This is a genomic window from Microvirga tunisiensis, assembly GCF_009296175.1.
GTDB lineage: Bacteria > Pseudomonadota > Alphaproteobacteria > Rhizobiales > Beijerinckiaceae > Microvirga > Microvirga tunisiensis.
In genome coordinates this window covers 31,256-54,824 of sequence record NZ_VOSK01000017.1, presented here as the reverse complement: position 1 = coordinate 54,824, position 23,569 = coordinate 31,256, and the positions used below count along the sequence as shown (strand labels likewise).

Here is a 23,569-nt window from a genome sequence, read left to right as displayed (position 1 = left end):
CGAGGAAGGGCTCCAGGTAGTGGACGTGGGGTTGGTCGCTTGCATGGCCTATCGCCTCCAGGAAGAAAGAGTTGGCGTCCTTACTCTCGCAGAGAGCTGGGCGCCGCTCACCTCCTCATGGCATCTTCACGTACTGGGCCGGGATGAGGCGCACGTCATGGCCGAGCGCTTGCAGTTGCCGGCCGATGTGGTGGGCCCCGGCGCAGGCCTCCATGCCGAGCCTCCATGCCGATCAGGCAGGGTGGAATGTTGGCCAAGCGTTGGGTGAGCTGGGGCCGGGAGAGCTTGAGGCGCAGCACGATGGCGCCGCGCTGATCCTGGCCGACAAGGTGGAAGCTGTTCTTGCCGAGATCGATACCCAGGGTGGCAATGGCGGCAGAGAAAGAAGACCGTGACATGAGACGTGCTCCTTGCGTGGCTCGAAGCCCCACAGCTTACGAACAAGCGGGGCAGAAGCACGGCCGGACCATCCCATTAGCAGAAGCGGCCGAGCTTGCGCCCGGCTGTGCTGCACAACCGCGCAGGATACACTCGACGTCATCACCGGCCTCGTGCCGGTGATCCCGGTGAAGAGAAGCGCAGCGCTTCACAAAATCGGGATGGCCGGCACAAGGCCGGCGATGACACGGCGTACGTGACTCCGTCCGGTGATGACGGGGGTGAAACCCGCTGGCCCTACCGCGCCCGGCGCAGCTCGAAATCGGCGACCCCGAGGGCGAAGTTGAAGCCGGTCTGGCCGCTCACGGAGACGGGCTGGAGCGAGATGCTCCGGTTCGAGCCGCCGACCAGGACATTGGCTCCGACGCCGGCGCCGGCCGTCGCCTCGGCGGCACCGCCCACATAGCTGCCCGCGAGAGAGCCCGGCGCCACGCTGCCCCTGGAGTACACGGCCCATGTGAGGATGCCGCCCCGCGTCGCCCCGATATCGAGCCCGAACCGGCGGATCGAGCCCACATAGCGCTCGTTCGGGCCGCGCCGGGGGTTGAACGTGCACAGGGTGGTCCTCTGCGACGTGACGATGAGACCGATCCCGCCCGACACGCTGCAGGACAGGACGCCGACCCGTCCGCGGTTCTGCGCCTGGGCCTCCGTGGCACCAAGAGCGGTGAGACAGGCGAGAGCGGCAACGGGGAGCGCGACACGACGCATGGTGATCTCCTAAGCTTGACCAAGCTTAGCGATTAACGGCGCAACGGCGGCCGCGTTCCCTGCGGGGCTGGAGATCCTGAATCAGGGAAGCGGCATTCCTGGGCCCGACCGCCACCCGGGTCTGTCCCGCACCCGCCTTCGTCACCCCTCCCCGTCATGCCCGGCATAGGGCCGACCATCCCGATGGGTTGGAGCCCTGCGCTTTTCTTCACCGGGATCACCGGGACAAGCCCGGTGATGACGTCGAAGGTAGGGCGCGTCGCTTCAATCGTTCAGGATCACTGGCTCTGCCTCTCCCCGTCATGGCCGGGCCTGTTCCGGCAATCCCGATCGGAAAGGCGCTACGCTTCTCGGATCGGGATCACGGGCACAGGCCGGTGACGACGTCGTGGGTGCGCGGGGCTCCTTCACGGGCTCTCGCCGACGCTTCCATCCTGCTCCTCCACAGAGAGAAGCCGGCGCAATGCTTCGATGCGCCGGGTTGCTCGGGTGAGAGATGGATGAGCCGGCCGCTGATGTGCGGCGGCACGCGATGCACTCGCGCAGCCCGAACCCTCCATTCAGAGAGTAGCCCAAGGGAAGATTTGCTTGTTTAAGCAATGCTATTCGCGCGGCTGGGGGGCTGCGTTTTTTATCGATTAAAGGCCGACCATGTTTCTGTCCGTGCTGTCCGTCTCTCGCCCGACGAGCGACGATATCCAGACCCGAATCTCGACCGCGGCCGATGGCACGGAGGGGCTGGGCGACAGCAATGAAGCCCAGTTCAGCCCGGACGGGCGCTTTGTGGTGTTCGAAAGCGATGCCAACAACCTGGTCGCCGGCGACACCAACAATGCAACCGACGTCTTTCTGAAGGACTTGAGCACAGGCGCGATCAGCCGCCTCTCCACCACGGCAGGCGGAGCACAGGCCAACGGCGGCAACTCGACAGCTCATTTCAGCTCCGACGGGCGCTTCGTGGTGTTCACCAGCGCCGCCACCAATCTGGTTGCCGGCGACACCAACAATTTCGACGACATCTTCCTCAAGGATCTGACCACCGGAGCCGTCACCCTTCTCTCCACTACGGCGAACGGAACACAGACAAACGGCAACAGCTCTAATGCTCAGCTCAGCCAGGACGGACACCTCATGGTGTTCAGCAGCGTCGCTACCAACCTGGGCAGCAGCAGCATTCTTTTCTCCGACATCTTCCTGAAAGATCTAATCACGGGGGCCGTCACTGTTGTCACAAACGCCGCAGATGGAACCCGGGCAAACGGCCTCAGCTCCCACGCTCGGTTCAGCCCGGACGGGCACTCTGTAGTGTTCGAAAGCAGCGCCAATAACTTGGTTACTGGGGACGCCAACAATCAAATCGACATCTTCTTGAAAGACCTAGACACGGGTGCCGTCACACTTGTTACAAACACCGCGGACGGAACACAGGGAAATGGGCGCAGCTCTGACGCTCGGTTCAGCGCGGATGGACACTTCGTGACGTTCACCAGCGTCGCCACCAATCTGGTTGCCGGCGACACCAACGATGCGAGTGACATCTTTCTCAAGGACCTGAACACCGGGTCCGTCACTCGCCTTTCCACCGCCGCAGACGGAACGCAGGCGAATGGCCGCAGCTATGACGCTCGGTTCAGCGCAGACGGACGCTTCGTGGTGTTCACGAGCGAGGCCTCCAACCTGGTCGCCGGCGACACCAACGGCGTCTCCGACGTTTTCCTCAAGGACCTGAACACCGGCGCGATCACCCGCCTCTCCACCGCGGCCAACGGAGCCCAGACAGACTTCGATAGCTATACGCCTCTGTTCAGCCCGGATGGGCGCTCTGTCGTGTTCGAAAGCGACGCCACCAACCTGGTCGCCGGCGACGGCAACAACCGAACCGACCTCTTCCTCGTCAACCTGTTCTACAAGGCCAACGCGGCCGCCATCCTCGAGGGCCGTTTCATCGAGACGACGCTCGGCGTCGGCAGCGCCTCGAGCGTCAACATCGCCTGGGGCGACGGCACCAGCACCACACGGAGACACCCGTCGCCGGCAAGGTCAGCCTGCACCACGCCTATGCCAGCACCGGGGCCAAGGATGCCGTCGTCACCCTGATCGAAGGCGCGTTGACCTGGAACGTGGCGCATACTCTCGATCTCGCCAGCGGCACCATGGTGCGCAACACGGCGCTCGCCGACACGCTGTCTGGCAGCGCGGGCAACGACGTCCTCACCGGCGACGCGTTTCGCAACATCCTCAACGGCAACGCCGGCAACGACCGGCTCGACGGTGGATTCGGTGCAGACGTCATGAACGGTGGTGTCGGCGACGACACCTATGTCACGGATGGATCGGACACGATCGTCGAGGCGGCCGGCGGTGGCATCGACACTGTCGTGACCGGCCTCAGCTTCTCGCTGGCCGCGTTGACTGAGGTGGAGAACCTCACGGCTGCAGACGGCAGCGCTGGCGTGATGCTCACGGGTAATGCTCTCGCCAATATGCTTAGCGGCAACGCCGGCGCGAACCGACTCGATGGCGGAGCCGGTGCGGACGTGATGAACGGCGGCAGCGGCGACGACACCTACGTGACCGACGGAGCGGACATGATCGTCGAGACTGTCGGCGGCGGCACCGACACTGTTCTTACGAGTGGCAGCTTCTCCCTCGCCGCGCTCGCTCAGGTGGAGAATCTCACAGCCGCAGACGGCACTGTTCGCTTGGCGCTCACCGGCAACAACCTCGCCAACGTTCTCACCGGCAATGCGGGCGTCAACAAACTCTCCGGCGCCGCCGGCAACGACCGGCTGACAGGTGGGCTCGGCCAGGACAGCCTCACCGGCGGCGCGGGACGGGACGTGTTCGTCTTCGACGATCGGGACACGAGCGCGTCCAAGAGCCGGGCAGATTATATCCTCGACTTCTCGCACCGGCAGGGCGACAGGATCGACCTGAGGGCAATCGACGCTAATACGAGGAAGCGGGGCGACCAGAACTTCAGCTTCATCGGCACCAAGGCCTTCAGCAAAGCGGGCGAGGTGCGCATCGAGAAGACGAAGAGCGTGACTTACGTCTCCCTCAACACCGACAGCGACAAGGCGGCCGAGGCCGTGATCAAGATCAAGGGCGCGCTCGACCTTCAGAAGGGCTGGTTCGTGCTGTAGGAGACTGGCCGGGAACGAGCCCGCCCCAGCTCACACCCTCCCCGTCATGGCCGGCCTCGTGCCGGCCATCCCGATCATGGGAAGCGCGGCGCTTTTCCTCATCGAGATCACCGGCACGAGCTCGGTGATGACGGTGGAGTTGAACTGACGGTCGGTCCTTCACGAGCAAGGGATCGCGGGCCTTCCTCTCCCGGTCCGAGAGAAGGCCCCTCACCCGTCCTGATGCTCGCCGCGCCTGACGATGCGCATGGCCGTGATGGTCACGGGGCCCGCGCGCAGCAGGTTCATGGCTGAGACGATCATCTCGGCCAGGCGTTCGGGGCTGACGTTGTCGCCCGCGATCTCGAGGAGGAAATCCTTGGCCTCCACATAGCCGCCATTGGTGAAGTCGACGCGGGCGTCGAACTTCACGCGGTGCGTGGAGGCGGGATCGGCCCGGTAGGGCTGTGCCGCGGGATCCGGACGGAATGTCCGCGGCAGGCTTGTCTGCACGGTGCGCTCCTCGAAGACAATCTCGTCAGTCACTGCCCTCATCCTGAGGAAGTCACGAAGTGACTGTCTCGAAGGAGGATCCAGTGAACGCTGGAGTCGCCCTCGTCCTTCGAGACACCGCCTCCGGCGGTCCTCAGGATGAGGGCTTGAGGGGCAGGCACAATTTTGAGCCGCCCCTCATCCAATGCTCTAGCGCAAAGACCCGCAGAAGCGCTGGATGCGGTTGCAGGCATCTTCCAGCGCCGCGTTGGACGTGGCGTAGGAGATGCGGAAGTTGGGGCCGAGGCCGAAGGCCGAGCCGTGCACCGCCGCGACGCCCTCGGATTCCAGCAGTTCGGACACGAAGTCCTCGTCCGTCTCCAGCACCTTGCCCGAAGGCGTGGTCTTGCCCATGGCCTCGGCGCAGGACGGATAGACGTAGAACGCGCCTTCCGGCATCGGGCACTTCAGGTACTTCGACTGGTTGAGCATGGAGACCACGAGGTCGCGGCGCTCCTCGAAGGCTCGTCTGAACACCTTGAGGTGATCCTGCGGACCGTCGAGGGCCTCCACGGCCGCCCATTGGGCGATCGAGGTGGCGCCGGAGGTCTGCTGGCCCTGCACGAAATCCATGGCCTTGATGAGCTGCTCGGGGCCGGCCGCGTAGCCGATGCGCCAGCCGGTCATGGCATAGGCCTTCGACACGCCGTTCATGGTGAGCGTGCGCTCGTAGAGGCCGGGCTCGACCTGCGCCGGAGTCACGAACTCGAAATCGCCGTAGGTGAGGTGCTCGTACATGTCGTCGGTGAGCACCCACACATGCGGATGGCGCATCAGCACGTCGGTGATCGCCTTCATCTCAGCCCGGGTATAGGCCGCGCCCGTCGGGTTCGACGGCGAGTTGAGGATGATCCACTTGGTCTTCGGCGTGATGGCGCGCTCCAGCGGCTCCGGCTGGAGCTTGAAGTTGTGCTCCATGGTGCATTCCACGAAGACCGGCTTGCCGCCGCACAGGCCCACCATCTCAGGGTACGATACCCAGTAAGGCGCCGGGACGATGACCTCGTCGCCCGGGTTGAGGGTTGCGAGCAGCGCGTTGTAGATCACCTGCTTGCCGCCGGTGGACACGATGGTCTGCGAGGGCTTGTAGTCGAGGCCGTTCTCGCGCTTGAACTTGCGGGCGATGGCCTCGCGCAGGGGAACGATGCCGGCAACCGGCGTGTACTTCGTCTCGCCGCGGCGGATCGCGGCGATGGCGGCTTCCTTGATGTTGTCGGGCGTGTCGAAATCCGGCTCGCCGACGGAGAGGCTGATCACGTCCCGCCCTTGAGCTTTCAGATCCCGCGCTTTCTGCGTGATGACGATGGTTGCAGACGGCTTGATGCGGGAAAGGGCGTCAGACAAAAAGCCCATGGGAATCCTCCGATCGGGGCGTTAGATAAGGACCGTGACGGCGGCGGACCCTAATGCGGCCAAGCCGCCCAAGCAAGCAAAACAGCCCCTCCAGAACGGGGTTTTTCAGGAGACGCCTTTTCCGATGACCACATCCGTCACCCGCCGCCTCGCGCTCGGACTCGTTGCCGGCGCGGCCCTCTTCGCCACCGCGGCCGCCGCCCAGGATTATCCCAACCGCATCATCAAGATGGTGGTGCCCTACCCGGCCGGCGGGCCGACTGACGTGATCGCCCGCATCGTGGCGGAGGAGATGGGCAAGTCTCTCGGCCAGAACGTGCTCGTCGAGAACCTGGCCGGCGCCTCGGGCGCGGTCGGCACCCGCGCGGTCGCCAAGGCGGATCCCGACGGCTACACGATCGTGTTCGGCAACAACCAGACGCACGGGAACAACATGTTCCTGCTCAAGGAGCCGGGCTACGACGCGGTGAAGGATTTCGCCCCGCTCGCCGGCGCCGGCGCCTTCGAGCATGTGTTCGTGGTCAAGAACGACCTGCCCGCCAAGACGATCCCCGAGCTGATCGAGCTCGCCAAGAAGGATCCCGGCAAGCTGAATTACGGCTCGACCGGCGTCGGCTCCGGCTCGCATCTGGCGACCGAGCTGTTCATGGCCCGCACCGGCATCAAGATGACCCACGTGCCCTTCCGGGGCGCCGCGCCCCTGGTGACGGAGCTCATGGCGGGCCGCATCGACGTGTCGAACTCGACCTTGCCCAGCGTGCTCTCCCAGTTCCAGGCCGGCCAGATGCGCGCCATCGGCATCGCGAGCCCTCAGCGCAACCCGCAGGCCCCGGACGTGCCGACCCTGCGCGAGCAGGGAATCACCAATGCGGACGCGGAATCCTGGGCCGCCTTCTTCGCACCGGTGAATACGCCGAAGCCCGTTCTCGACAAGCTGTCGGGCACGATCATCGCGATCCTGAACCGGCCCGACGTGAAGGAGCGCATCACCAAGCTCGGTTTCACCCTGAACGTGCGCGACCCCGAGGCGTTCAAGCCCTATCTCGCCAAGGAGATCCAGACTTGGGCCGAGATCATCAAGGACGCCGGCATCAAGGCCGAGTAATTTTACCTCATTACACCGCCGTGGCCGGGCTTGTCCCGGCCATCCCGATGATGTGAAGCGCCGCGCTTTTCTTCATCGAGATCACGGGCGCAAGGCCGGTGATGACGTGACGAGGGTCGTCGAACCCACTGGAGGAAAGTCCATGCAGTTCCACCAAGGCCGGCTGATCGACCACGTTCACCTGCGCGTCTCCGACCTCGAGGCGAGCCGGCGCTTCTACCGCGCCGTCCTGAAGGCGCTCGGGCGTGAATTCTCCTCGGAGAGCCCGAAGCACTTCTCATGCGACGAACTGTGGGTGGATCAGGCGGACGGGCCGGTCACACGGGTCCACCTCGCCTTCCAGGCGCGGGACCGGGAGGCCGTCCACGCCTTCCATGCGGCGGCCCTCAGCTCGGGCGGCCGTGACAATGGGGGGCCTGGAGAACGGTCCTATCACCCAGGCTATTATGCCGCCTTTGCGTTCGATCCTGACGGCCACAATGTCGAGGCGGTCCACCATGGGCCGGCGGAGCGCTCTGCGGAATCCGTCGTCGTCAGCCCCAAAACTGAGCTTTAGCCTGCCACAATGGTTAATGATTAGTTAACGCCGATACTTAGCCAAGAATCCGGATGCGGCACTTTCGGATGAGGCGGGAACTTTCTTGAATCGCACAAGTTTTTCTCCCGCAGCCTCCTTTCGGCTGCTGGGAATGGACCAATGAAAACTTTCCGACCAAGAAACGTCTGCCACGTTTCGTCCCGTGTCCACCGCCTCGACCCGCGCCAGGAAAGCCGCTGCTCGCTGGCCCTGGTCATGCTGCTGGGCCTTGCAACCCTCTCCGTCATGGCCACGACCCAGACACTCTCGGCTGAGGATACGAAGACTATCCACGTCTATTCCCTTCGATAACGCGCGAGTGAACGGCGGCATGGTTGACCGCCTGTCGCAGGCGTCTAGCTCTCCGGCATCGGAACGACGGAGAGATTCCCCCATGCTGAGCCCCCGTATCGCCCTGGCCTGCGCCCTCGCTCTCGGCGCCATCCCGTCCGCCCTGGCCCAGGACACCCAGCGTTTCCGCACCGACAAGGTCGAGGTGATCGTCGAGACGGTCGCACGCAATCTCCAAAATCCCTGGGGACTCGCCTTCCTTCCCGACAATCGCATGCTGGTGACGGAAAGACCCGGCCGCCTGCGCATCGCTGACGCCGACGGCAATCTCTCCGAACCGCTTCAGGGCGTCCCGCCTGTTGCGGCGCGCGGACAGGGCGGCCTTCTGGACGTCGCGCTCGATCCGAACTTCGCGCAGAATCGCCTAGTCTACCTGAGCTTCGCCGAGGATCGCGGCGAAGGCCGCGCCGGCACCAGCGTGGCGCGGGGCCGCCTCGACGCGGACGGGACCGCCCTGGAGGGCGTCACGATCATCTTCCGCCAGGAGCCGACCCACACGGGCAACAATCACTGGGGCTCGCGCCTAGTCTTCGACCGCGAGGGCCATCTCTTCGTCACCCTCGGCGACCGGTTCGACCTGCGCAACCAGGCGCAGAACCCGGCCAACCATCTGGGCAAGATCGTCCACATCAAGCCCGAAGGGGGCGCGGCCCCCAACAACCCCTTCCTGAACCGGGAGGATGCCAAGCCCGAGATCTGGTCGCTCGGACACCGGAACCTGCAATCGGCCGCCCTCCATCCGACGACCGGCGAACTCTGGACCGTGGAACACGGCGCCCGCGGCGGCGACGAGGTGAACATCCCGCAGAAGGGCAAGAACTACGGCTGGCCCGTCATCTCCTACGGGGTCGATTATTCCGGCGCGAAGATCGGCGAAGGCACCAAGAAAGCGGGCCTGGAGCAGCCGGTCTATTACTGGGATCCGTCCATCGCACCCTCCGGCATGGCCTTCTACACGGGCGACAAGTTCCCGGCCTGGCGCGGCAGCATTCTGGTCGGGGCGTTGGCCGGCAAGCTCGTCTCGCGCCTGGAAACCAACGGCAACCGGGTCACGGCTGAGGAGCGCATGCTGCAGCAACTCGGCGAGCGCATCCGCGACGTGCGCCAGGGCCCGGACGGCTTCGTCTATCTTCTGACGGATTCCCGCAACGGCCGCATCCTGCGGATGATGCCCGCGACCTGAGAGGCCGATCGATAACACAGGCTCATCTTGAAGGGTGGGCTCGTAAATCTCTCACCTCATCCTGAGGAGCAGCGGAGCTGCGTCTCGAAGGAGGCTCCAGTGCATTCTGGAGATGCCCTCGTCCTTCGAGATACCGCCTCCGGCGGCCCTCAGGATGAGGGCTCAGGATTGCGTCATTTGGCCAGATACTGAGGAATTAAGCCCGTGGCCCGAACAGGATGAGCGCCGTGCCCGCCAGGCAGATCCCGGCGCCGGCGATGTCCCACCGGTCGGGCCTCGCCCCTTCGGCGATCCAGAGCCACAGGATCGACGCGACGATGTAGACGCCGCCATAGGCCGCATACGCCCGCCCGGCGGCGTCAGACGGAACCAGCGTCAGCAGATAAGCGAACAGGGCGAGCGCGCCCATGCCGGGCACGAGCCACAGGTGAGATTTGCCGAGACGCAGCCAGGCCCAGAAGGAAAAGCAGCCGGCGATCTCGGCCAGCGCTGCGCCCGCATAAACGAGGAACGTCATGGCTCGGGTCAGCTGCCCTGGAAGATGAAAGTCGCTCCGGCCGCGATGAGGCCGAAGCCGATCAGATGGTTCCACCCGAGCGGCTCCTTCAGGTAGAGCACCGAGAAGATCGCGAAGACCACGAGGGTGATGACCTCCTGCATGGTCTTGAGTTCGGCTGCCGAATAGACGGCGGAGCCGATCCGGTTGGCGGGAACGGCGAACCAATATTCGACGAAGGCGATGGCCCAGCTGGCCATGACCGCGATCCAGAGGGGCGATGTCTTGAATTTCAAATGCCCGTACCAGGCAAAGGTCATGAAGACGTTCGATGCGATCAGCATCAGGACGGGCGCCGTGTGGGGGCTCATGGAGAAGACCTGAGGAGAGAGGAAGGATCGGGCCCTGCCCTATTCCTTCACGCCGCGGTGTCAAGTCACCCCGTGGACGCGCTCCTCCGAGGAAGGGTCATTGAACGCCGACCGCCTCCCGAGAGGCTGGCCGGACATTCACCTCGGACGTCATCACCGGCCTCGTGCCGGTGATCCGGATGTGAGAGGCACGGCGTTTCACACCATCGGGATGGCCGGGACGGGCCCGGCCATGACGGCGAGGGAAGCGCATGATCGGTCGGCCTCTCAGGACGAGGCTCAGGGATGGGTCGGGTTCAGACCAGCCTCTCTGAGAATGAACGTCGGACGGATCCGTGACATGCGCATCCGAGTGTCAGTCCGATGCTCTAGCGGGCGCTGAGACGCTCCAGCACCTGGGCGCCGCCCGCGATCTGCGGATTGGAGGGATCGAAGCCTTCGCGCCGCTCACGCTGCGTGACGAGCCCTCGGGCTCGCTCGAAAGCGACGTCCAGGCGGCGCTCGCCGCGCAGGGCCTTGTTGAAGAAGGCATCGCCGAAATAGGTCCAGGTCGCCCCGTCCCGGCAGCCGAAGGACGGCTTGTCGGCGGCGGCCGCCGTGATGACGAGGGTGCGGGCATCGGCGAGGTCCCGGGCAAAGACGCCCGAATAGCAGGCCGAGACGATCACGACCCGGTGCTGCGCCCTGGTCTGGTCGAGCAATCGCCTGACGTCGCCCGGCGTGACGAGAAGGGCATCGCGCCCGGCCACCAGTCCGATGCCTTCGGGTGCCCCATGGGAGGTGAGGACGAGCACCACGATATCCTCGGCCGGATCGAGCGTCTGCCCCGCGGCGGTAGCGGCGGCTTGCAGGGATTGCGGTGTCGCTCCGGCGCGGCGCTTCGTGTTGAACTGGACGATGGAGCGCCCCTTGGAGCCGATCTGCGCCTCGAGAATGCGCGCCGCCCCTTTGGCCTCGCTCTCGAACACGCTCTGCGGCCCCCAGAGACCGAAGGACAGGATGTACACGTCGGTCTGCCCCGGACGCTGCGGCGCCAATCCGACAGGCTCAGCCCTGCGGGCCGTCTGCCCGAAAGCGTCGTGAGAAGGACCGAGGGCAAGAAAGAGCCCGATCAGACAAAAAGCGAGCAACCGGCGCATGTTACACCCCAACCTCGGCCTACCTTACGCTCAGCGCCCCTCGAAAGCCAAGGATCGGCCGTCGCTGAACCGAATCCCCTCTTCCGTGTTTCCCTGTCAGTTCCGTCAAGATTCATCCCAAGAGGGTTTTATGGACATCGCGCTCGATAAGGTTTGCGAACTCATTCTCCGGGTCAGGGCCATTGATGTGAAGGAAGGCATTACCGATCCGGCCTCGGGCTCGAACCCTATCGACGACGGCAGCATCGACTCCCTCACCTCCTCGCCGGATGACGCCACGGAGGACGAGCTTCGCGACGTGATCGCGGGCCTCAACGATGACGAGCGCGCCGACCTGATCGCCCTCGTCTATATCGGCCGCGGCGACATGGAGCCCGAGGAATGGGGCGCCGCGGTCCGTCTGGCCCGGGAGCGCGAGGAAGCGAGCTCGCTCTCGACCGCCGACTGGCTCATCGGCATTCCGAACCTGGCCGACCTTCTGGACGAAGGCCTCAACGCCATGGGCCGAAGCTGCACCTGACACGCGGCCGAACCCGCAACCCTGTCGGCTGATCGCGACCTCGTTCGAGCCACCGGCCGGGGCACCTGCGGGACGAGGGTCGAAGCTTGCCTCCATCACGAAAACGGCATGGCCGACACGGCGACGGCGCCCTATTTGTGACACGGATCAAGCCAATAATTCAGTCTACTCCTAAAGGAGGATGCCATGACTCCGCGCCAGCCCCCGGAGAATCCGGATGACGACGAGCAGAGCGAGCTGCTCCGGGCCGTGCACACGGCTCTGAACGATCTCGCCCCGATGAACGACCCGGTGGAGGAACTGCCCCTCACCGAGACGCAGCAGGGCGTGCGACCGGCCCTGTCCCCGGACGAAACCGAGGTCGAGATCGACCGCTTCGAAGCTTACCTGAGGGGTCCGACGGCGTTCACCGCCTGACCCTAAACCTGCCCTGCATCCGCACCTCGATGCCCAACCCCGGTTCCTCGATTTCAGGGCATCTTTTCACTTAATCTCATCTGTGCAGCAGTGCCGGCCGTCTGATCCGAGCGATGAATGTTGCCTTCGATCAGCTGCCTGCATTCGCGAGTGGGGCCCAGGGCCCCACTCCCTACCGTCATTGGTTTCTCAAAGCTTCCCGAGCTTGAGGAACTGCGTCTCGCCCGACGAATCGTCCACCCCGTCGTTGTCAGTCACGATGTAGGCGTCGCCCGCGGCGTCAATGGCGAAGCCCTCGACCTTGTCGAGCACATAGCCTTTCGCAGCTTTCAGATCGGGAAGAAGATCGCGCACCAAGGTCTTCTGCACGAGCGGCAGTTCTCCGCCGAGCTTGATGGGTTTCATGTCGGCGAGCGACACCGCATAAAGCTTCTTCATCGCAGCCTTCTCGGCGATCTGGCTGTCGCGCTCGATGATGATGACGCGATCGCCCGCCGCCGTGATCTCGGAAAGGCCGATCCAGCCGGCCCCAGCCGTGTCGAGTGGATAGCGCACGGCACTCCAGCTCTTGTCCGACGGCTTGTACGCAAGGAGCTTCACGGCGTTCTTGCCGTCGTCCGCCCATGGGCGTTGCACCGCGAGCCACACGGTCTCGTCGGCGCCGGCGCCTGTCACCGTCACGCCCTCGAAGCCGTAGTTCTTCGCTCCCTTTTCGAGATCCGCCGGAACCGCGATCTCCTCCTGGATGGCGCCCTTGGCATCGACCTTGATGAGCAGGTTCTTGATGCCCTTTTCCGGATTGCCCTCGGAGGCGAGCCAGAACCCGTCTTGCGCAACGGCGATTCCTTCGAGATCGAGCTTCTCCGCCGCAACGCCGTTGCGCGTCACGAGCGCCTCGCCGGTGATCAGTGCAGGCTTTTTCGCGGCATCGATGGGGAGGATGCGCGGCGCACCGGCATAGACGCTGTCCGTGACTGCATAGAGCCTGCCGGCCTGCGTACTGTCGGCGGCGAGACCGGAGAGCGCACCCCAGGCGATCGGCAGGCCATCGGCATTCCTGGCCGAGCGGATCGTCGGATAGGCCGGAGCCGCGCGCTCGGCGCGCTGGTAGATCATCACGTGCGGAGCAACCCCGCCGTCACCGTGCAGGTCGGTCTCGCTGGTGGCGACGAAGAGGTTGCGTCCGGGAATGGCAATCAGCCCTTCCGGCCCGATGCCGGTCGGCAGAATCTGCACGAGTTCCGGCGCAGCGCCCGTGTCGCGGTAGACGGCGACGACCGAGGCGCGCTCGGAGCCGAAGAAGATCAGGTTGTCGTTGCCGAAGCGCCCGGTCTCGACGCCCTCGATTTCGACGCCCTTCTTGTTGCGCTTGTCCGGGTAGTGGCCGAGCGCAACGATGTCGTGCTCCAGGCTCGCGCCGGATTCATACGCCACGGTGCCGTCTCTGTTGAAGATGGTGAAGCCGCGGGAGCCGCCCTTCCAGTCACCCTCGTTCGCGGTCACGAAACGATTGGTATCGATCCAGTGCACGGCGTCCGGCTCGCGGGCGACCTTCTCCATCGATCCCGTGAGCTCGATCCTGCCGTCCTTCTTGGTGTCGATCTGCTTTAGGTCGATGCTGCCGGCGGAGAAATGCGCCTCGACCTTGCCGGTTCTTCCATCGACGACCGCGATGTGGCTGTTCTCCTGCAGGGTCACGACAACCTTGCCGTCATCGGAAACATCCACGTATTCCGGCTCCGGATCCTCACCTGCGACAGCCGCGAGGCCCGTCAGGCTGACGGTCGTGAGGGACGTGCAATCGAGGCTGTCACCATTGAGCGGCGCCACCACCAGCGCACCTGCGGGCAGTTGCGGAAGTGCGCCCTCGTTGACCTCCTCGTTACGCTCGTTCTCGATGGCGATCGCAAGAACGCCCGCATTGGCGGCGACGGAATCGGGCTGTCCCGGCAGAGCGCATTCCGCCGCGATCCTGCGGTCGGCAAGGTTCACGGTCACGAGCTTGCCGCTCGGATGGGTGAAGCTCGCGGAGGTGTTGACGGCCACATAGGCCTTCCCGCCCACGACCTTCACGGAGGTCGGTTCGCCGCCGATAGCCAGCGAGCCGCCGGCCGTGGGCTGCGCGGGGTCGGCAATGTCGATGAAGCCCAGCGCCTTGCGCGGGCTGTCCGTGTAGATCAGCAGCCTGCCATCCTCGCTCGCCGCGATGATCTCGGCCACGGTCCCGGCCTTCTGGTCTCCGTCCTTCGACAGATTCGCGGTGATCGGGAAGCTGGCGATGCGATCGAAGTATTCCGCCGCCGAAGCGCTGAGCGCCGTGCCGGACAGGAGAGCGGCTGCAAGCGAGCCGATGATGAAGGAACGGTACATGGAATCCCCGCGCAACTGTGAAGGTTAGCCGGGATGTGATGCGCGCGTCGTATGACGGGCCGATGACGGTTCGTGATTGGCATCGACATGGGTGGTTCTGCAGCAAAATTGCCGCTCAGGCGTTGTCGAAGCCAAAGCCAAACGATAGCTAATGCTCATCGAGCACACAGTCACGCTTCAACGCTTTAGACGGGAGCCTCCATGAGCATCGGCCTGATCGCCTTGCTGGACGACATTGCAGGCCTCGCCAAGGTCGCCGCCGCCTCGCTCGACGATGTGACCGCCCAGGCGGCCAAGGCGGGCGCCAAGGCGGCCGGCGTGGTGATCGACGATGCCGCAGTGACGCCGCGCTACGTGACGGGCTTTGCCGCATCGCGGGAACTGCCGATCGTCGGCAAGATCGCCTTAGGGTCGCTCAAGAACAAGCTCATCTATCTGCTGCCGGCAGCCCTGCTTCTCAGCCTGTTCGCGCCCTGGGCCATCACGCCGCTTCTGATGATCGGTGGCGCCTATCTCTGCTACGAGGGCTCGGAGAAGGTGTTCGAGGCGCTGTTTCCGCATGGCGCCCACGACCATGAGGCCGCTGTCGGCGCCGCGACCCGGACGGCCCGGAATATCGAGGACGAGAAGGTGAGCGGCGCGATCAAGACCGACTTCATCCTCTCGGCCGAGATCATGGCGATCACGCTCGCGAGCATACCGGCGGGCTCGGCCTGGATGCAGGCGGTGGTCCTCGCCGTCGTCGGCATCGGCATCACGGCCCTGGTCTATGGCGGCGTCGCGCTGATCGTGAAGGCGGACGATGCCGGCGTGGCGCTCGCCCGCAACGACAGGCCGGTCTCGAGCCTGCTGCGGCGCAGCACCGCGAGCGCCCCGCTTCATACGGACCGTCTCCTGGCTCCTGTGACGAAGTTGTTCGGGCGTGGGCTCGTGAAAGGCATGCCGGCCATGCTCAGAATCCTCGGCATCGTCGGCACGGCCGCGATGATCTGGGTCGGCGGCGGAATCATCATCCACGGGCTCGAAGGCTACGGCTTTGCCGGTCTCGGCCATGTCATTCACGATGTGGCGGCAGCCGCGGGCCACGCGGTGCCAAGCCTCGGCGGAGCGGTCGAGTGGCTGGTCTCGGCCGCTGCTTCAGGTCTTTTCGGGCTCCTTCTCGGCGCCCTCCTGATTCCCCTCGTCCACTTCGTCGCAGTGCCGCTGCTGAGGCCTCTGCGCGGCGGGAGCGGGAAGGCGGAGAAGCATACGGTATAACCGCCTTCACTCTTCCATTCCCCGGCCGTTCGTACCATATTCGTTCTATGGCCAAATCACCCAAGAAGCCCAAGCTTTCCACCGGGAAGGCGTCCAAACCTGATCTGAAGCCCCTGGCCCCTCATCTGGCAGAACTTCTCAATCCGGCGGTCAACCGGGAGCGGGAGGCGGCTGAGGGCTTTGCCGAGCGGGCGCAGGAAACCTTCATCCACGGCGACATCACCGATGTCGACCCGGCGCTGGCCAAGAAGCTTGGCCTGAAAGGGCCTGACGACGGGCCGGACGTCGCCGAGGAGCTTGGCGAGCTGTCTCCCGGCGCGGGCGTGTCGGCCACGGTCGACGCCCTGAGCAGGCTGCTCACCGAGGGCGACCCGCGGTTCAAGGACGGCAAGGCCTGGGTGCCGCACCGCCCGCCTCGCCCCGAGAAGACGGAAGGCGGCATTCCGTTCAGGATCAAGTCCGACTTCGCGCCCTCGGGCGACCAGCCCACGGCCATCCGCGAATTGGTGGACGGCGTGCGCCGCGCCGAGCGCGATCAGGTGCTGCTCGGCGTCACCGGCTCGGGCAAGACCTTCACCATGGCCAAGGTGATCGAGGAGACGCAGCGTCCTGCCCTCATCCTCGCGCCGAACAAGACGCTCGCCGCGCAGCTTTACGGCGAGTTCAAGTCGTTCTTCCCCGACAACGCGGTAGAATATTTCGTCTCGTATTACGACTACTACCAGCCCGAGGCCTATGTGCCGCGCTCGGACACCTTCATCGAGAAGGAATCGTCCATCAACGAGCAGATCGACCGCATGCGCCACTCGGCGACGCGCGCCCTGATCGAGCGCGACGACGTGATCATCGTCGCATCCGTGTCGTGCATCTACGGTATCGGCTCAGTCGAGACCTATACGGCCATGACCTTCTCCGTGAAGGTGGGCGAGCGCATCGAGCAGCGCCAGCTCATCGCGGATCTCGTGGCCCTGCAGTACAAGCGCATCCAGAGCGACTTCGCCCGCGGCACGTTCCGCGTCCGCGGCGACGTGATCGAGCTGTTTCCGGCCCACTTGGAAGACCGCGCCTGGCGCATCGGCCTGTTCGGCGACGAGATCGAGAGCATCGTCGAGTTCGATCCGCTCACCGGCAAGAAGACCAACGACCTGCAATTCGTGAAGGTCTACGCGAACTCGCACTACGTGACGCCGCGACCGACGCTGCAGCAGGCCGTGAAGGGGATCCAGAACGAGCTGCAGCACCGCCTGCAGGAGCTCGCCCGCATGGGTCGCCTGCTCGAGGCGCAGCGCCTGGAGCAACGCACGCAGTTCGATCTCGAGATGATCGAGGCCACCGGCGTGTGCAACGGCATCGAGAACTATTCGCGCTATCTCACCGGCCGCAAGCCGGGCGAGCCGCCGCCGACCCTGTTCGAATACCTGCCCGACAACGCGCTCGTCTTCACCGACGAGAGTCACGTGACCGTGCCGCAGATCGGCGGCATGTATCGCGGCGACTTCCGCCGCAAGGCGACGCTCGCGGAATACGGCTTCCGCTTGCCCTCCTGCCTCGACAATCGCCCTCTCAGATTCGAGGAATGGGACGCCATGCGTCCGCAATCCGTGCACGTGTCGGCGACCCCTGCCAAGTGGGAGATGGAGCAGACCGGCGGCATCTTCGTCGAGCAGGTCATTCGCCCCACGGGCCTCGTCGATCCCGTCGTGGAGATCCGCCCGGCGCGAAGCCAGGTCGACGATCTCGTGCACGAGGTGAAGGAGCTCGCGGCGCAGGGCTACCGCACGCTCGTCACCACGCTCACCAAGCGCATGGCCGAAGACCTGACCGAGTACATGCACGAGAACGGCATCCGCGTTCGCTACATGCACTCGGACATCGACACGCTGGAGCGCATCGAGATCATCCGCGACCTGCGGCTCGGCGCCTTCGACGTGCTCATCGGCATCAACCTGCTGCGCGAGGGCCTCGACATTCCGGAATGCGCACTCGTGGCCATTCTCGATGCGGACAAGGAAGGTTTCCTGCGTTCCGAGACCTCGCTGGTGCAGACCATCGGTCGCGCGGCGCGTAACGTGGAAGGCAAGGCGATCCTCTATGCCGACAAGATCACCGGCTCGATGGAGCGCGCGATCGCGGAGACCAACCGTCGCCGCGAGAAGCAGCTCGCCTACAACGCCGAGCACGGCATCACGCCGCAAAGCGTGAAGAAGAACATCGCCGACATTCTCGAGAGCGTCTACGAGCGCGATCACGTGTCGGTCGATACGAGCCTCGCCGACAGGACGGTCGGCCACAACCTCAAGGCCGTCATCGCCGACATGGAAAAGCGCATGCGCGAGGCCGCCGCGAATCTCGAATTCGAGGAGGCGGCTCGCCTTCGCGACGAGCTCAAGCGCCTGCAGGCGACGGAGCTTGCGATCAGCGACGATCCGATGGCGCGGCAAAGCGACGTGGAGAAGGAAGCGGGCCGGTATGGCGGCTCGCGCAAATACGGCCGCAGCGCCAACCTGCCGCCGAAAGGCCTGCCGCCCTCGGGCGACGGCGCCGCGGATTCCGACGCCTATGGGCCGACGGGCAAGGGCCGCTCGGACGAAGGCACCCGTATCCGCAAGCCCGGCCTCGACGAGATGGGCCCCGGCACGGATCGCGAGGTCCCGCTGAACTACCGCGAACGCCCCGCCGCGCGCTCGACGCAAGGGCTTGCGGGGCAGAAGCCGAAATACAAAGGACGCAAAGGGCGCTAGCGCCCTTTGCAAAGACCTGGGTCCAATCGTCCGTCCAAGGGGTGTCCCGGGCCTAACCCGGCATGGCGTCAAGGATGCCGGTCACCACTGAGCCGATGCTGGTGATGAGGATGGCGGCCGTGGCCGCCGCCTTCGGCAGCAACAGGCCAGCACGTCGCGCGTCCGCATACCAGCCACCCGCGATGGTGCGCCATTGCCAGTACGGCGAGAGCGTCCAGGCCGGCGGATAGGACCGCCTCTCGCGACGGCAGACATCCCAGACGATCCGGTCATTCACCCCATATAACGCCACCGATGCGGCTCCGAACAGCGCAAACCAAACCAGACCTCTGACCATCACTCGACGCTCCGGCTTTCGCCCGAACCTCATGGTAGACGCAGCCCGTGCAATCTTTGTGGCAATGCGATCGGGAACATCGGCCTGCCGCCCCTCACCGCCAGCTCACCGCGAACGCCTCCACCGGACGCCCGAAGCCTTTGACATGGCGGCTCCCAAGATCGACCAGCGAGAAGCGGCCGGGGAGCGACCCGGTGACTGCCCCCGACACCACGATGGTGTCGGGCTCGGCGCTCTGGCACAGGCGCGCGGCCATCTGCACGGTCGCGCCGAACAGGTCGTTGTGATCGGCGACCGGCTCGCCGGCATCGAGGCCGATGCGCACCCGCAGCTTCTCGCGGCTTGCGAGGTTGAAGGCCTCGAAGGCCTGCTGGATGGCGCGGGCGGCATCGACGGCGGAGGTTGCATCGTCAAAGGAGGCCATGATCCCGTCGCCCGTATGCTTGACCTCCCGCCCGCCCTTGTCGTGCAGGGCCCGGCGGACCATGGCGTCGTGCGCTCGCACCATCTCGACGGCGCGCACATCGCCGAGGCGCTCGGTCATGGCGGTTGAATCGACGATGTCGGTGAACATGATGGTGCGCAAGGCCGGATCGACTCGGCCCTCCGAACAGCATGCCGCCGGCTCAGGATCGGAGATACGGCCGAGAAAGGCCTCGACGGCGGAAAGATCGACCTCGATCACGTCGCGGGCGACCTTCCCATGGGCTTCGTCGTGCACCCGCATGGCGGTCTCGATATCGGGAGCATCGATGAGGCAGAACGCGGTGCCGCGGGTGTCGTCGAACCAGTAGGTCAGGAACCGCACCCCGTAGCGTCCCTGCACCTCCAGGTCACTCCGATGGGCGTCGGCAATATCGGCGGCGGTCACTCCTGTCAGGTCGTGACGGTCAAGGAAGATAGGCATCAACGCCTCCTGCTCCCCCAGCGTAATCTACACGGTTTGGACGGAACCAGCGATCTCTCCGCGCGCGCCAAGTGCCGGGCCGCACATCAGGGCGATGTCAGCCCACGATCATCATTAAACCAATTGGTTGACTATCTGAAGGCCCACGTCTATATTCAACCTCATGGTTGAATTACAGACAGTCCAGCTCGACACCGTCTTTCACGCCCTCGGCGATTCCACCCGGCGGCGGATGCTGCGCGATCTCGCGGTGGGCGAGCGCACGGTGAGCCAGTTGGCCGAACCCTTTGCGATTTCGCTCGCGGCCGCCTCGAAGCACATCAAGGTGCTGGAACATGCCGGGCTGCTCCGGCGCGAGGTCCGGGGCCGCACCCATCTCTGCCGCCTGGACCCTGGACCGCTCGCGAGCGCCCACCAGTGGCTCGGCGTCTACGAACGCTTCTGGACCGAGCGTCTGGATGTGCTGGAACGGCTCCTCCGCGAGGAGGACGCCAGGAAGTCCCCACCCCCCGAAGGAGACGACACATGAGCGACCTTGCGACCACAGACCTCGCGGCCCGGAGCCCCTATGGCGTGCTCACCGACCCCGCTACACTGACGATCCAGCGCCTTCTGCCCGGCCCCATCGAGCGCATCTGGGCCTATCTCACGGAGAGCGACCTGCGCCGCCAGTGGCTCGCGTCGGGCGAGATGGAGATGGCCGTGGGATCACCCGTCGAATTCGTCTGGCGCAACCACGAGCTGACCAACCCGCCCGGCGAGCGGCCGCCGGGCTTCGGCGAGGAGCACAGGATGGAGAGCCGGATCACCGAACTCGATCCGCCTCACAGGCTCGCCATCACGTGGGGCTCCACCGGCGGCGTCTCCTTCGAGCTGGAACGAAAGGGCTCCGAGGTGCTGCTCACGCTGGTCCACCGGCGCGTCCCCGACCGCGCGACCCTGCTCAATGTCAGCTCCGGCTGGCACGCCCATCTCGACATCCTGGCCGCCCGCGCGGCCGGCGAAGAGCCGCAGCCGTTCTGGGAGAACTGGAGCCGGTTGAAGGAGGAGTATGGGAGGCGGTTGCCGGAGTGACAGGGTTTTAGGAAGGGGCTCCGCCCGGACCAGCCCGGTGGAGCCCCTCCCGGACAATAGTGCTCCGAAATCCGGTCATACCGGTGACCTCGCCCATGAGGTCGAGAACCGGCGCGAATCTCAGCACGCCAGTCCCGCGTACTATGTCCCGCTCCGGCAGTGGCTTCGGAACACCATGCGGCCTGCGCTGACCGGACCAGCACTGGTAGGGAATGACCGGCCTTTACGGAACCCTTGCTGGTTCCTCCGCGTGCCACGCCCGGATACGCCGAGAGGCACTTGCCGCCGGTTCCACGAATGGCATTTTCGGAATCACACGACCGGACGCGTCAGGATCTGTTCAATCCAGGCTCCGGCCTCTTCAGGCGTTTTGAACAAGGGCGCATCACGAACGTTGCACTTGCCGAACCCGGCTTCCAGGTGCCACCGCCCCTTGTGCTCAGGGTCATGGGTCTGACCGTCGAGGCGGACGATCACGGCCGCGAGCTGGTTATCGGCGAGGACAAGGTTGCCCTCGCTGTCATGGCCGTCGATGAGCACGCGCATGGGCATGAATGAGATGTCGAGGGTCATCACCTTCGCCTTCCAAATTGGGGCGAGAGGTCAGTGCCAGATGGCCAGACACCCGAAAAATGAACATACACGTTACACCAGCCGGGCCAGATAACCTCTAACATAAGTTTAGCTCGGCAATAACATAAGTTGCGCTCAGATGTAACCTATGTTCGATTTGGCCATAATATAGGTTTGGTTTAGCCACTGTATAGAGAACTCGTTGCGCAAGAGTACGTTGCGCAAGAGTAATTGTAGCTTTTCGAGAAAAAAGACAAGTTTTTTCTAAACACAACATAGATCAATGACAGAGCTTCATTTCCGTGCACTAAGTCGTTTATTATCGGCAACCGATCTTAGGCGCTGATAGCTGAGAGATTCGACGTGCTCCCGCCTGCAACAGGAGGAGCACCGCATGCATGCCTCTCTGCATCCCCGCGCTCATCCGGAAGATGGAGAGTGTCTTCACGCTCACCGAGGACGAGCGCCAGGTGCTCGAGACCCTGCCGATGCAAGTGATGGTCATCAAGGACGATCAGGACATCGTGCGCATGGGGGATCGCCCCTCGCGCTCCTGCCTGATCCTGAGCGGCTTTGCCGCCACCTACAAGGTCACCGCCGGCGGCAAGCGCCAGATCGTCTCCTTCGCCATCGCCGGCGACATTCCCGACCTGCAGAGCCTGCACCTGAAGACCCTGGACACCAGCATCGCCACCATCAGCACCTGCCGGGTCGGGTTCATCCAGCACGAGGCCCTGCGCGACATCTGCCTCCGCTATCCGCGCATCGGCGCAGCCTTGTGGCGCGAGACCCTGATCGATGCGGCGATCTTCCGCGAATGGGTGATGAATGTCGGGCAGCGCGAGGCCTACCAGCGCATGGCCCACGTGCTGTGCGAGCTGCTGGTGCGCCTGCGGGCGGTGGGCCTGGCCGAGGACCATGCCTGTGACCTGCCGATCACCCAGGCTGAGTTCGCGGATGCGCTCGGCATCACGACGGTGCACGTCAACCGGGTGCTGCAGCAGATGCGGGCCGATGGCCTGATCGTGAGCAAGGGAACCCAGATCAAGATCCCCGATTGGGACAAGCTCAAGCAAGCGGGCGAGTTCGACCCGGCCTACCTTCACCTGGAGAGCGATCAGGCGGCATGACCCTCACCCTTCAGCCGATCCGTGTGGCGACGGGCTTTGACGAGGACGGCATGATGGTCCTCGATCGGCAGCGGCTGGTGGCGGTGCTGGTACGCCTTGCGGACGACAATGAGGTGGCGCCGGGGCACTGGTATCTGGAAGCCGGCTTTGGCCGGATCGATGGAGCAAGCCACCCCACCTTCGCCAGCCTCGACGGTGCCCAGGACTGGATTGCACAGCGTCTTGCCCGTCACCCCTGATCCATTCAGGCTTTTGGCTTGCGCAGAATCGGCTCGCTCTCGCCGGGCCGTGCTGGCGTCGATCTCCAGAACCTCGGCAACCCGCCGCTTGCCGCCGTCTTCCTCGATCCTGACCCGCACCGTCGTCCCACGCGGGAGCCAGACATACCCGGCCTCCTTGAGCACCGACATGTGCAGGAAGGCATCTCCGTAGCCATTGCTCAGCGTCACGAAGCCGAATTGCCTGGCCAGGTCGAACTAGATCCTTAGCACAGTGATTTTGACGGTTTGACACCGCCAAGCTCGTGCTGCGGACTTCGCATCTGGTACCGAGGCCCCGTCCAATGGGGATCAATCCACTTGCAGATCCCGCACCGCTTCGAAGTGCCGTCACAAGAGACGGCAGGCCAACCGGTCAAAATCACTGTGTCGAGGATCTAGGCGACTGTTCCCGTTGCAGTCATGCATGTTCTCCGCGGGCCGAAACGTCAGCACAGTGTGCCCGGTTTCCCGGCCAGCGGAGGCTCATACGTCTTAGATGCAATCCAGTTCCCTAAATAGCCCTATAGGGCATCTGCGGTTCGGGGCTTTACGCAGACGGGGCGGCAAGGGCCTCGCGTCCCG

24 protein-coding genes and 1 pseudogene are annotated in these 23,569 nt (G+C 64.7%); 13 read left to right on the top strand and 12 right to left on the bottom strand.

All coding sequences use genetic code 11. The features are described 5' to 3' along the window. Window positions 1–124 precede the first annotated feature (124 nt). Window positions 125–398: pseudogene (locus tag FS320_RS07830) on the bottom strand (IS110 family transposase); the annotation flags it as partial. Window positions 399–675: 277 nt separating this feature from the next. Further along, the gene (locus FS320_RS07825) at window positions 676–1,149 is read right to left on the bottom strand and encodes a DUF992 domain-containing protein (RefSeq protein ID WP_152710572.1); all 474 of its coding nucleotides are present in this window, start codon (window positions 1,147–1,149) and stop codon (window positions 676–678) included. A gap of 651 nt (window positions 1,150–1,800) precedes the next feature. Between FS320_RS07825 and FS320_RS07820 the strand changes: the two genes are divergently transcribed. Both FS320_RS07820 and FS320_RS07815 read left to right on the top strand, forming a co-directional pair. Then, on the top strand, window positions 1,801–3,246 hold the full coding sequence (locus FS320_RS07820) for a TolB-like translocation protein (RefSeq protein ID WP_152710569.1): 1,446 nt from the start codon (window positions 1,801–1,803) through the stop codon (window positions 3,244–3,246). Between the two features lie 23 nt (window positions 3,247–3,269). Next, window positions 3,270–4,295 carry a calcium-binding protein gene (locus FS320_RS07815; protein WP_162002916.1) on the top strand — a complete coding sequence of 342 codons (1,026 nt, stop codon included), beginning with the start codon at window positions 3,270–3,272 and terminating at the stop codon, window positions 4,293–4,295. A 210-nt stretch (window positions 4,296–4,505) separates the two neighbouring features. On the opposite strand, the gene FS320_RS07810 is transcribed toward FS320_RS07815, so the two are convergent. Then, window positions 4,506–4,820, bottom strand: a complete 315-nt coding sequence (locus FS320_RS07810; RefSeq protein ID WP_152710565.1) for a hypothetical protein — start codon at window positions 4,818–4,820, stop codon at window positions 4,506–4,508. Between the two features lie 156 nt (window positions 4,821–4,976). After that, window positions 4,977–6,179: a pyridoxal phosphate-dependent aminotransferase gene (locus tag FS320_RS07805; RefSeq protein ID WP_152710563.1), complete on the bottom strand. Its 1,203-nt coding sequence runs from the start codon at window positions 6,177–6,179 to the stop codon at window positions 4,977–4,979. A gap of 124 nt (window positions 6,180–6,303) precedes the next feature. On the opposite strand from FS320_RS07805, the gene FS320_RS07800 reads away from it, so the two are divergent. From FS320_RS07800 to FS320_RS07785, 4 genes are all read left to right on the top strand, one after another. Continuing rightward, the gene (locus tag FS320_RS07800) at window positions 6,304–7,284 is read left to right on the top strand and encodes a Bug family tripartite tricarboxylate transporter substrate binding protein (RefSeq protein ID WP_152710561.1); all 981 of its coding nucleotides are present in this window, start codon (window positions 6,304–6,306) and stop codon (window positions 7,282–7,284) included. Between the two features lie 142 nt (window positions 7,285–7,426). After that, the gene (locus FS320_RS07795) at window positions 7,427–7,840 is read left to right on the top strand and encodes a VOC family protein (RefSeq protein WP_152710559.1); all 414 of its coding nucleotides are present in this window, start codon (window positions 7,427–7,429) and stop codon (window positions 7,838–7,840) included. A 141-nt stretch (window positions 7,841–7,981) separates the two neighbouring features. Continuing rightward, window positions 7,982–8,173 carry a hypothetical protein gene (locus FS320_RS07790; RefSeq protein WP_152710557.1) on the top strand — a complete coding sequence of 64 codons (192 nt, stop codon included), beginning with the start codon at window positions 7,982–7,984 and terminating at the stop codon, window positions 8,171–8,173. Window positions 8,174–8,255: 82 nt separating this feature from the next. Continuing rightward, complete coding sequence (locus FS320_RS07785; protein ID WP_152710555.1) at window positions 8,256–9,395, top strand: PQQ-dependent sugar dehydrogenase; 1,140 nt, start codon at window positions 8,256–8,258, stop codon at window positions 9,393–9,395. A gap of 196 nt (window positions 9,396–9,591) precedes the next feature. Here FS320_RS07785 and FS320_RS07780 read toward each other — a convergent pair whose 3' ends face one another. The 3 genes from FS320_RS07780 to FS320_RS07770 all read right to left on the bottom strand — a co-directional run bounded on the left by FS320_RS07780 (window position 9,592) and on the right by FS320_RS07770 (window position 11,401). Next, complete coding sequence (locus FS320_RS07780; protein ID WP_152710553.1) at window positions 9,592–9,912, bottom strand: YnfA family protein; 321 nt, start codon at window positions 9,910–9,912, stop codon at window positions 9,592–9,594. 8 nt (window positions 9,913–9,920) lie between these two features. Then, window positions 9,921–10,262: a DMT family protein gene (locus tag FS320_RS07775; RefSeq protein ID WP_152710551.1), complete on the bottom strand. Its 342-nt coding sequence runs from the start codon at window positions 10,260–10,262 to the stop codon at window positions 9,921–9,923. A gap of 368 nt (window positions 10,263–10,630) precedes the next feature. Next, on the bottom strand, window positions 10,631–11,401 hold the full coding sequence (locus FS320_RS07770; RefSeq protein WP_152710550.1) for a C13 family peptidase: 771 nt from the start codon (window positions 11,399–11,401) through the stop codon (window positions 10,631–10,633). Window positions 11,402–11,531: 130 nt separating this feature from the next. Here FS320_RS07770 and FS320_RS07765 point away from each other — a divergent pair, with 130 nt between their 5' ends. Further along, complete coding sequence (locus FS320_RS07765; RefSeq protein WP_152710547.1) at window positions 11,532–11,921, top strand: DUF3775 domain-containing protein; 390 nt, start codon at window positions 11,532–11,534, stop codon at window positions 11,919–11,921. A 186-nt stretch (window positions 11,922–12,107) separates the two neighbouring features. Next, complete coding sequence (locus FS320_RS07760) at window positions 12,108–12,338, top strand: hypothetical protein (protein WP_152710546.1); 231 nt, start codon at window positions 12,108–12,110, stop codon at window positions 12,336–12,338. A gap of 189 nt (window positions 12,339–12,527) precedes the next feature. Here FS320_RS07760 and FS320_RS07755 read toward each other — a convergent pair whose 3' ends face one another. Continuing rightward, window positions 12,528–14,708, bottom strand: a complete 2,181-nt coding sequence (locus FS320_RS07755; protein WP_152710544.1) for an esterase-like activity of phytase family protein — start codon at window positions 14,706–14,708, stop codon at window positions 12,528–12,530. 201 nt (window positions 14,709–14,909) lie between these two features. On the opposite strand from FS320_RS07755, the gene FS320_RS07750 reads away from it, so the two are divergent. Next, window positions 14,910–15,965: a DUF808 domain-containing protein gene (locus tag FS320_RS07750; protein WP_152710542.1), complete on the top strand. Its 1,056-nt coding sequence runs from the start codon at window positions 14,910–14,912 to the stop codon at window positions 15,963–15,965. A 47-nt stretch (window positions 15,966–16,012) separates the two neighbouring features. Continuing rightward, window positions 16,013–18,706: an excinuclease ABC subunit UvrB gene (gene uvrB / locus FS320_RS07745; protein WP_152710540.1), complete on the top strand. Its 2,694-nt coding sequence runs from the start codon at window positions 16,013–16,015 to the stop codon at window positions 18,704–18,706. A 52-nt stretch (window positions 18,707–18,758) separates the two neighbouring features. On the opposite strand, the gene FS320_RS07740 is transcribed toward uvrB, so the two are convergent. Together FS320_RS07740 and FS320_RS07735 are read right to left on the bottom strand one after the other, a co-directional pair. Further along, the gene (locus FS320_RS07740; RefSeq protein ID WP_152710539.1) at window positions 18,759–19,043 is read right to left on the bottom strand and encodes a hypothetical protein; all 285 of its coding nucleotides are present in this window, start codon (window positions 19,041–19,043) and stop codon (window positions 18,759–18,761) included. A 94-nt stretch (window positions 19,044–19,137) separates the two neighbouring features. Continuing rightward, complete coding sequence (locus FS320_RS07735) at window positions 19,138–19,950, bottom strand: nickel-binding protein (RefSeq protein WP_152710537.1); 813 nt, start codon at window positions 19,948–19,950, stop codon at window positions 19,138–19,140. A 163-nt stretch (window positions 19,951–20,113) separates the two neighbouring features. Between FS320_RS07735 and FS320_RS07730 the strand changes: the two genes are divergently transcribed. Continuing rightward, a complete protein-coding gene (locus FS320_RS07730) occupies window positions 20,114–20,479 on the top strand; it encodes an ArsR/SmtB family transcription factor (protein ID WP_152710535.1) in 366 nt (121 codons plus the stop codon). Continuing rightward, window positions 20,476–21,024 carry an SRPBCC family protein gene (locus FS320_RS07725; protein WP_152710533.1) on the top strand — a complete coding sequence of 183 codons (549 nt, stop codon included), beginning with the start codon at window positions 20,476–20,478 and terminating at the stop codon, window positions 21,022–21,024. The genes FS320_RS07730 and FS320_RS07725 overlap by 4 nt, the downstream gene beginning before the upstream one ends. A 312-nt stretch (window positions 21,025–21,336) precedes the next feature. Here the strand turns inward: FS320_RS07725 and FS320_RS07720 are convergent, their stop codons facing one another. After that, window positions 21,337–21,597, bottom strand: a complete 261-nt coding sequence (locus FS320_RS07720) for a hypothetical protein (RefSeq protein WP_152710532.1) — start codon at window positions 21,595–21,597, stop codon at window positions 21,337–21,339. Window positions 21,598–21,995: 398 nt separating this feature from the next. On the opposite strand from FS320_RS07720, the gene FS320_RS07715 reads away from it, so the two are divergent. Then, window positions 21,996–22,727, top strand: coding sequence for a Crp/Fnr family transcriptional regulator (locus FS320_RS07715; protein ID WP_152710530.1), 732 nt, complete (start codon window positions 21,996–21,998; stop codon window positions 22,725–22,727). On the opposite strand, the gene FS320_RS45090 is transcribed toward FS320_RS07715, so the two are convergent. Beyond that, window positions 22,715–23,176, bottom strand: coding sequence for a hypothetical protein (locus tag FS320_RS45090; protein ID WP_153885291.1), 462 nt, complete (start codon window positions 23,174–23,176; stop codon window positions 22,715–22,717). The two genes, FS320_RS07715 and FS320_RS45090, sit on opposite strands and share 13 nt — an antisense overlap. Between the last annotated feature and the right edge of the window lie 393 nt (window positions 23,177–23,569).

Coding starts and splice junctions, on each gene's coding strand:
- FS320_RS07760 (WP_152710546.1), top strand. CDS start 12,108: ATGACTCCGCGCCAGCCCCCGGAGAATCCGGATGACGACGAGCAGAGC.
- FS320_RS07785 (WP_152710555.1), top strand. CDS start 8,256: ATGCTGAGCCCCCGTATCGCCCTGGCCTGCGCCCTCGCTCTCGGCGCC.
- FS320_RS07740 (WP_152710539.1), bottom strand. CDS start 19,043: ATGGTCAGAGGTCTGGTTTGGTTTGCGCTGTTCGGAGCCGCATCGGTG.
- FS320_RS07795 (WP_152710559.1), top strand. CDS start 7,427: ATGCAGTTCCACCAAGGCCGGCTGATCGACCACGTTCACCTGCGCGTC.
- FS320_RS07735 (WP_152710537.1), bottom strand. CDS start 19,950: ATGCCTATCTTCCTTGACCGTCACGACCTGACAGGAGTGACCGCCGCC.
- FS320_RS07780 (WP_152710553.1), bottom strand. CDS start 9,912: ATGACGTTCCTCGTTTATGCGGGCGCAGCGCTGGCCGAGATCGCCGGC.
- FS320_RS07800 (WP_152710561.1), top strand. CDS start 6,304: ATGACCACATCCGTCACCCGCCGCCTCGCGCTCGGACTCGTTGCCGGC.
- FS320_RS07775 (WP_152710551.1), bottom strand. CDS start 10,262: ATGAGCCCCCACACGGCGCCCGTCCTGATGCTGATCGCATCGAACGTC.
- FS320_RS07765 (WP_152710547.1), top strand. CDS start 11,532: ATGGACATCGCGCTCGATAAGGTTTGCGAACTCATTCTCCGGGTCAGG.
- FS320_RS07755 (WP_152710544.1), bottom strand. CDS start 14,708: ATGTACCGTTCCTTCATCATCGGCTCGCTTGCAGCCGCTCTCCTGTCC.
- FS320_RS07820 (WP_152710569.1), top strand. CDS start 1,801: ATGTTTCTGTCCGTGCTGTCCGTCTCTCGCCCGACGAGCGACGATATC.
- FS320_RS07715 (WP_152710530.1), top strand. CDS start 21,996: ATGCCTCTCTGCATCCCCGCGCTCATCCGGAAGATGGAGAGTGTCTTC.
- FS320_RS07730 (WP_152710535.1), top strand. CDS start 20,114: ATGGTTGAATTACAGACAGTCCAGCTCGACACCGTCTTTCACGCCCTC.
- FS320_RS07720 (WP_152710532.1), bottom strand. CDS start 21,597: ATGACCCTCGACATCTCATTCATGCCCATGCGCGTGCTCATCGACGGC.
- FS320_RS07750 (WP_152710542.1), top strand. CDS start 14,910: ATGAGCATCGGCCTGATCGCCTTGCTGGACGACATTGCAGGCCTCGCC.
- FS320_RS07770 (WP_152710550.1), bottom strand. CDS start 11,401: ATGCGCCGGTTGCTCGCTTTTTGTCTGATCGGGCTCTTTCTTGCCCTC.
- FS320_RS07790 (WP_152710557.1), top strand. CDS start 7,982: ATGAAAACTTTCCGACCAAGAAACGTCTGCCACGTTTCGTCCCGTGTC.
- FS320_RS07725 (WP_152710533.1), top strand. CDS start 20,476: ATGAGCGACCTTGCGACCACAGACCTCGCGGCCCGGAGCCCCTATGGC.
- FS320_RS07805 (WP_152710563.1), bottom strand. CDS start 6,179: ATGGGCTTTTTGTCTGACGCCCTTTCCCGCATCAAGCCGTCTGCAACC.
- FS320_RS07825 (WP_152710572.1), bottom strand. CDS start 1,149: ATGCGTCGTGTCGCGCTCCCCGTTGCCGCTCTCGCCTGTCTCACCGCT.
- uvrB (WP_152710540.1), top strand. CDS start 16,013: ATGGCCAAATCACCCAAGAAGCCCAAGCTTTCCACCGGGAAGGCGTCC.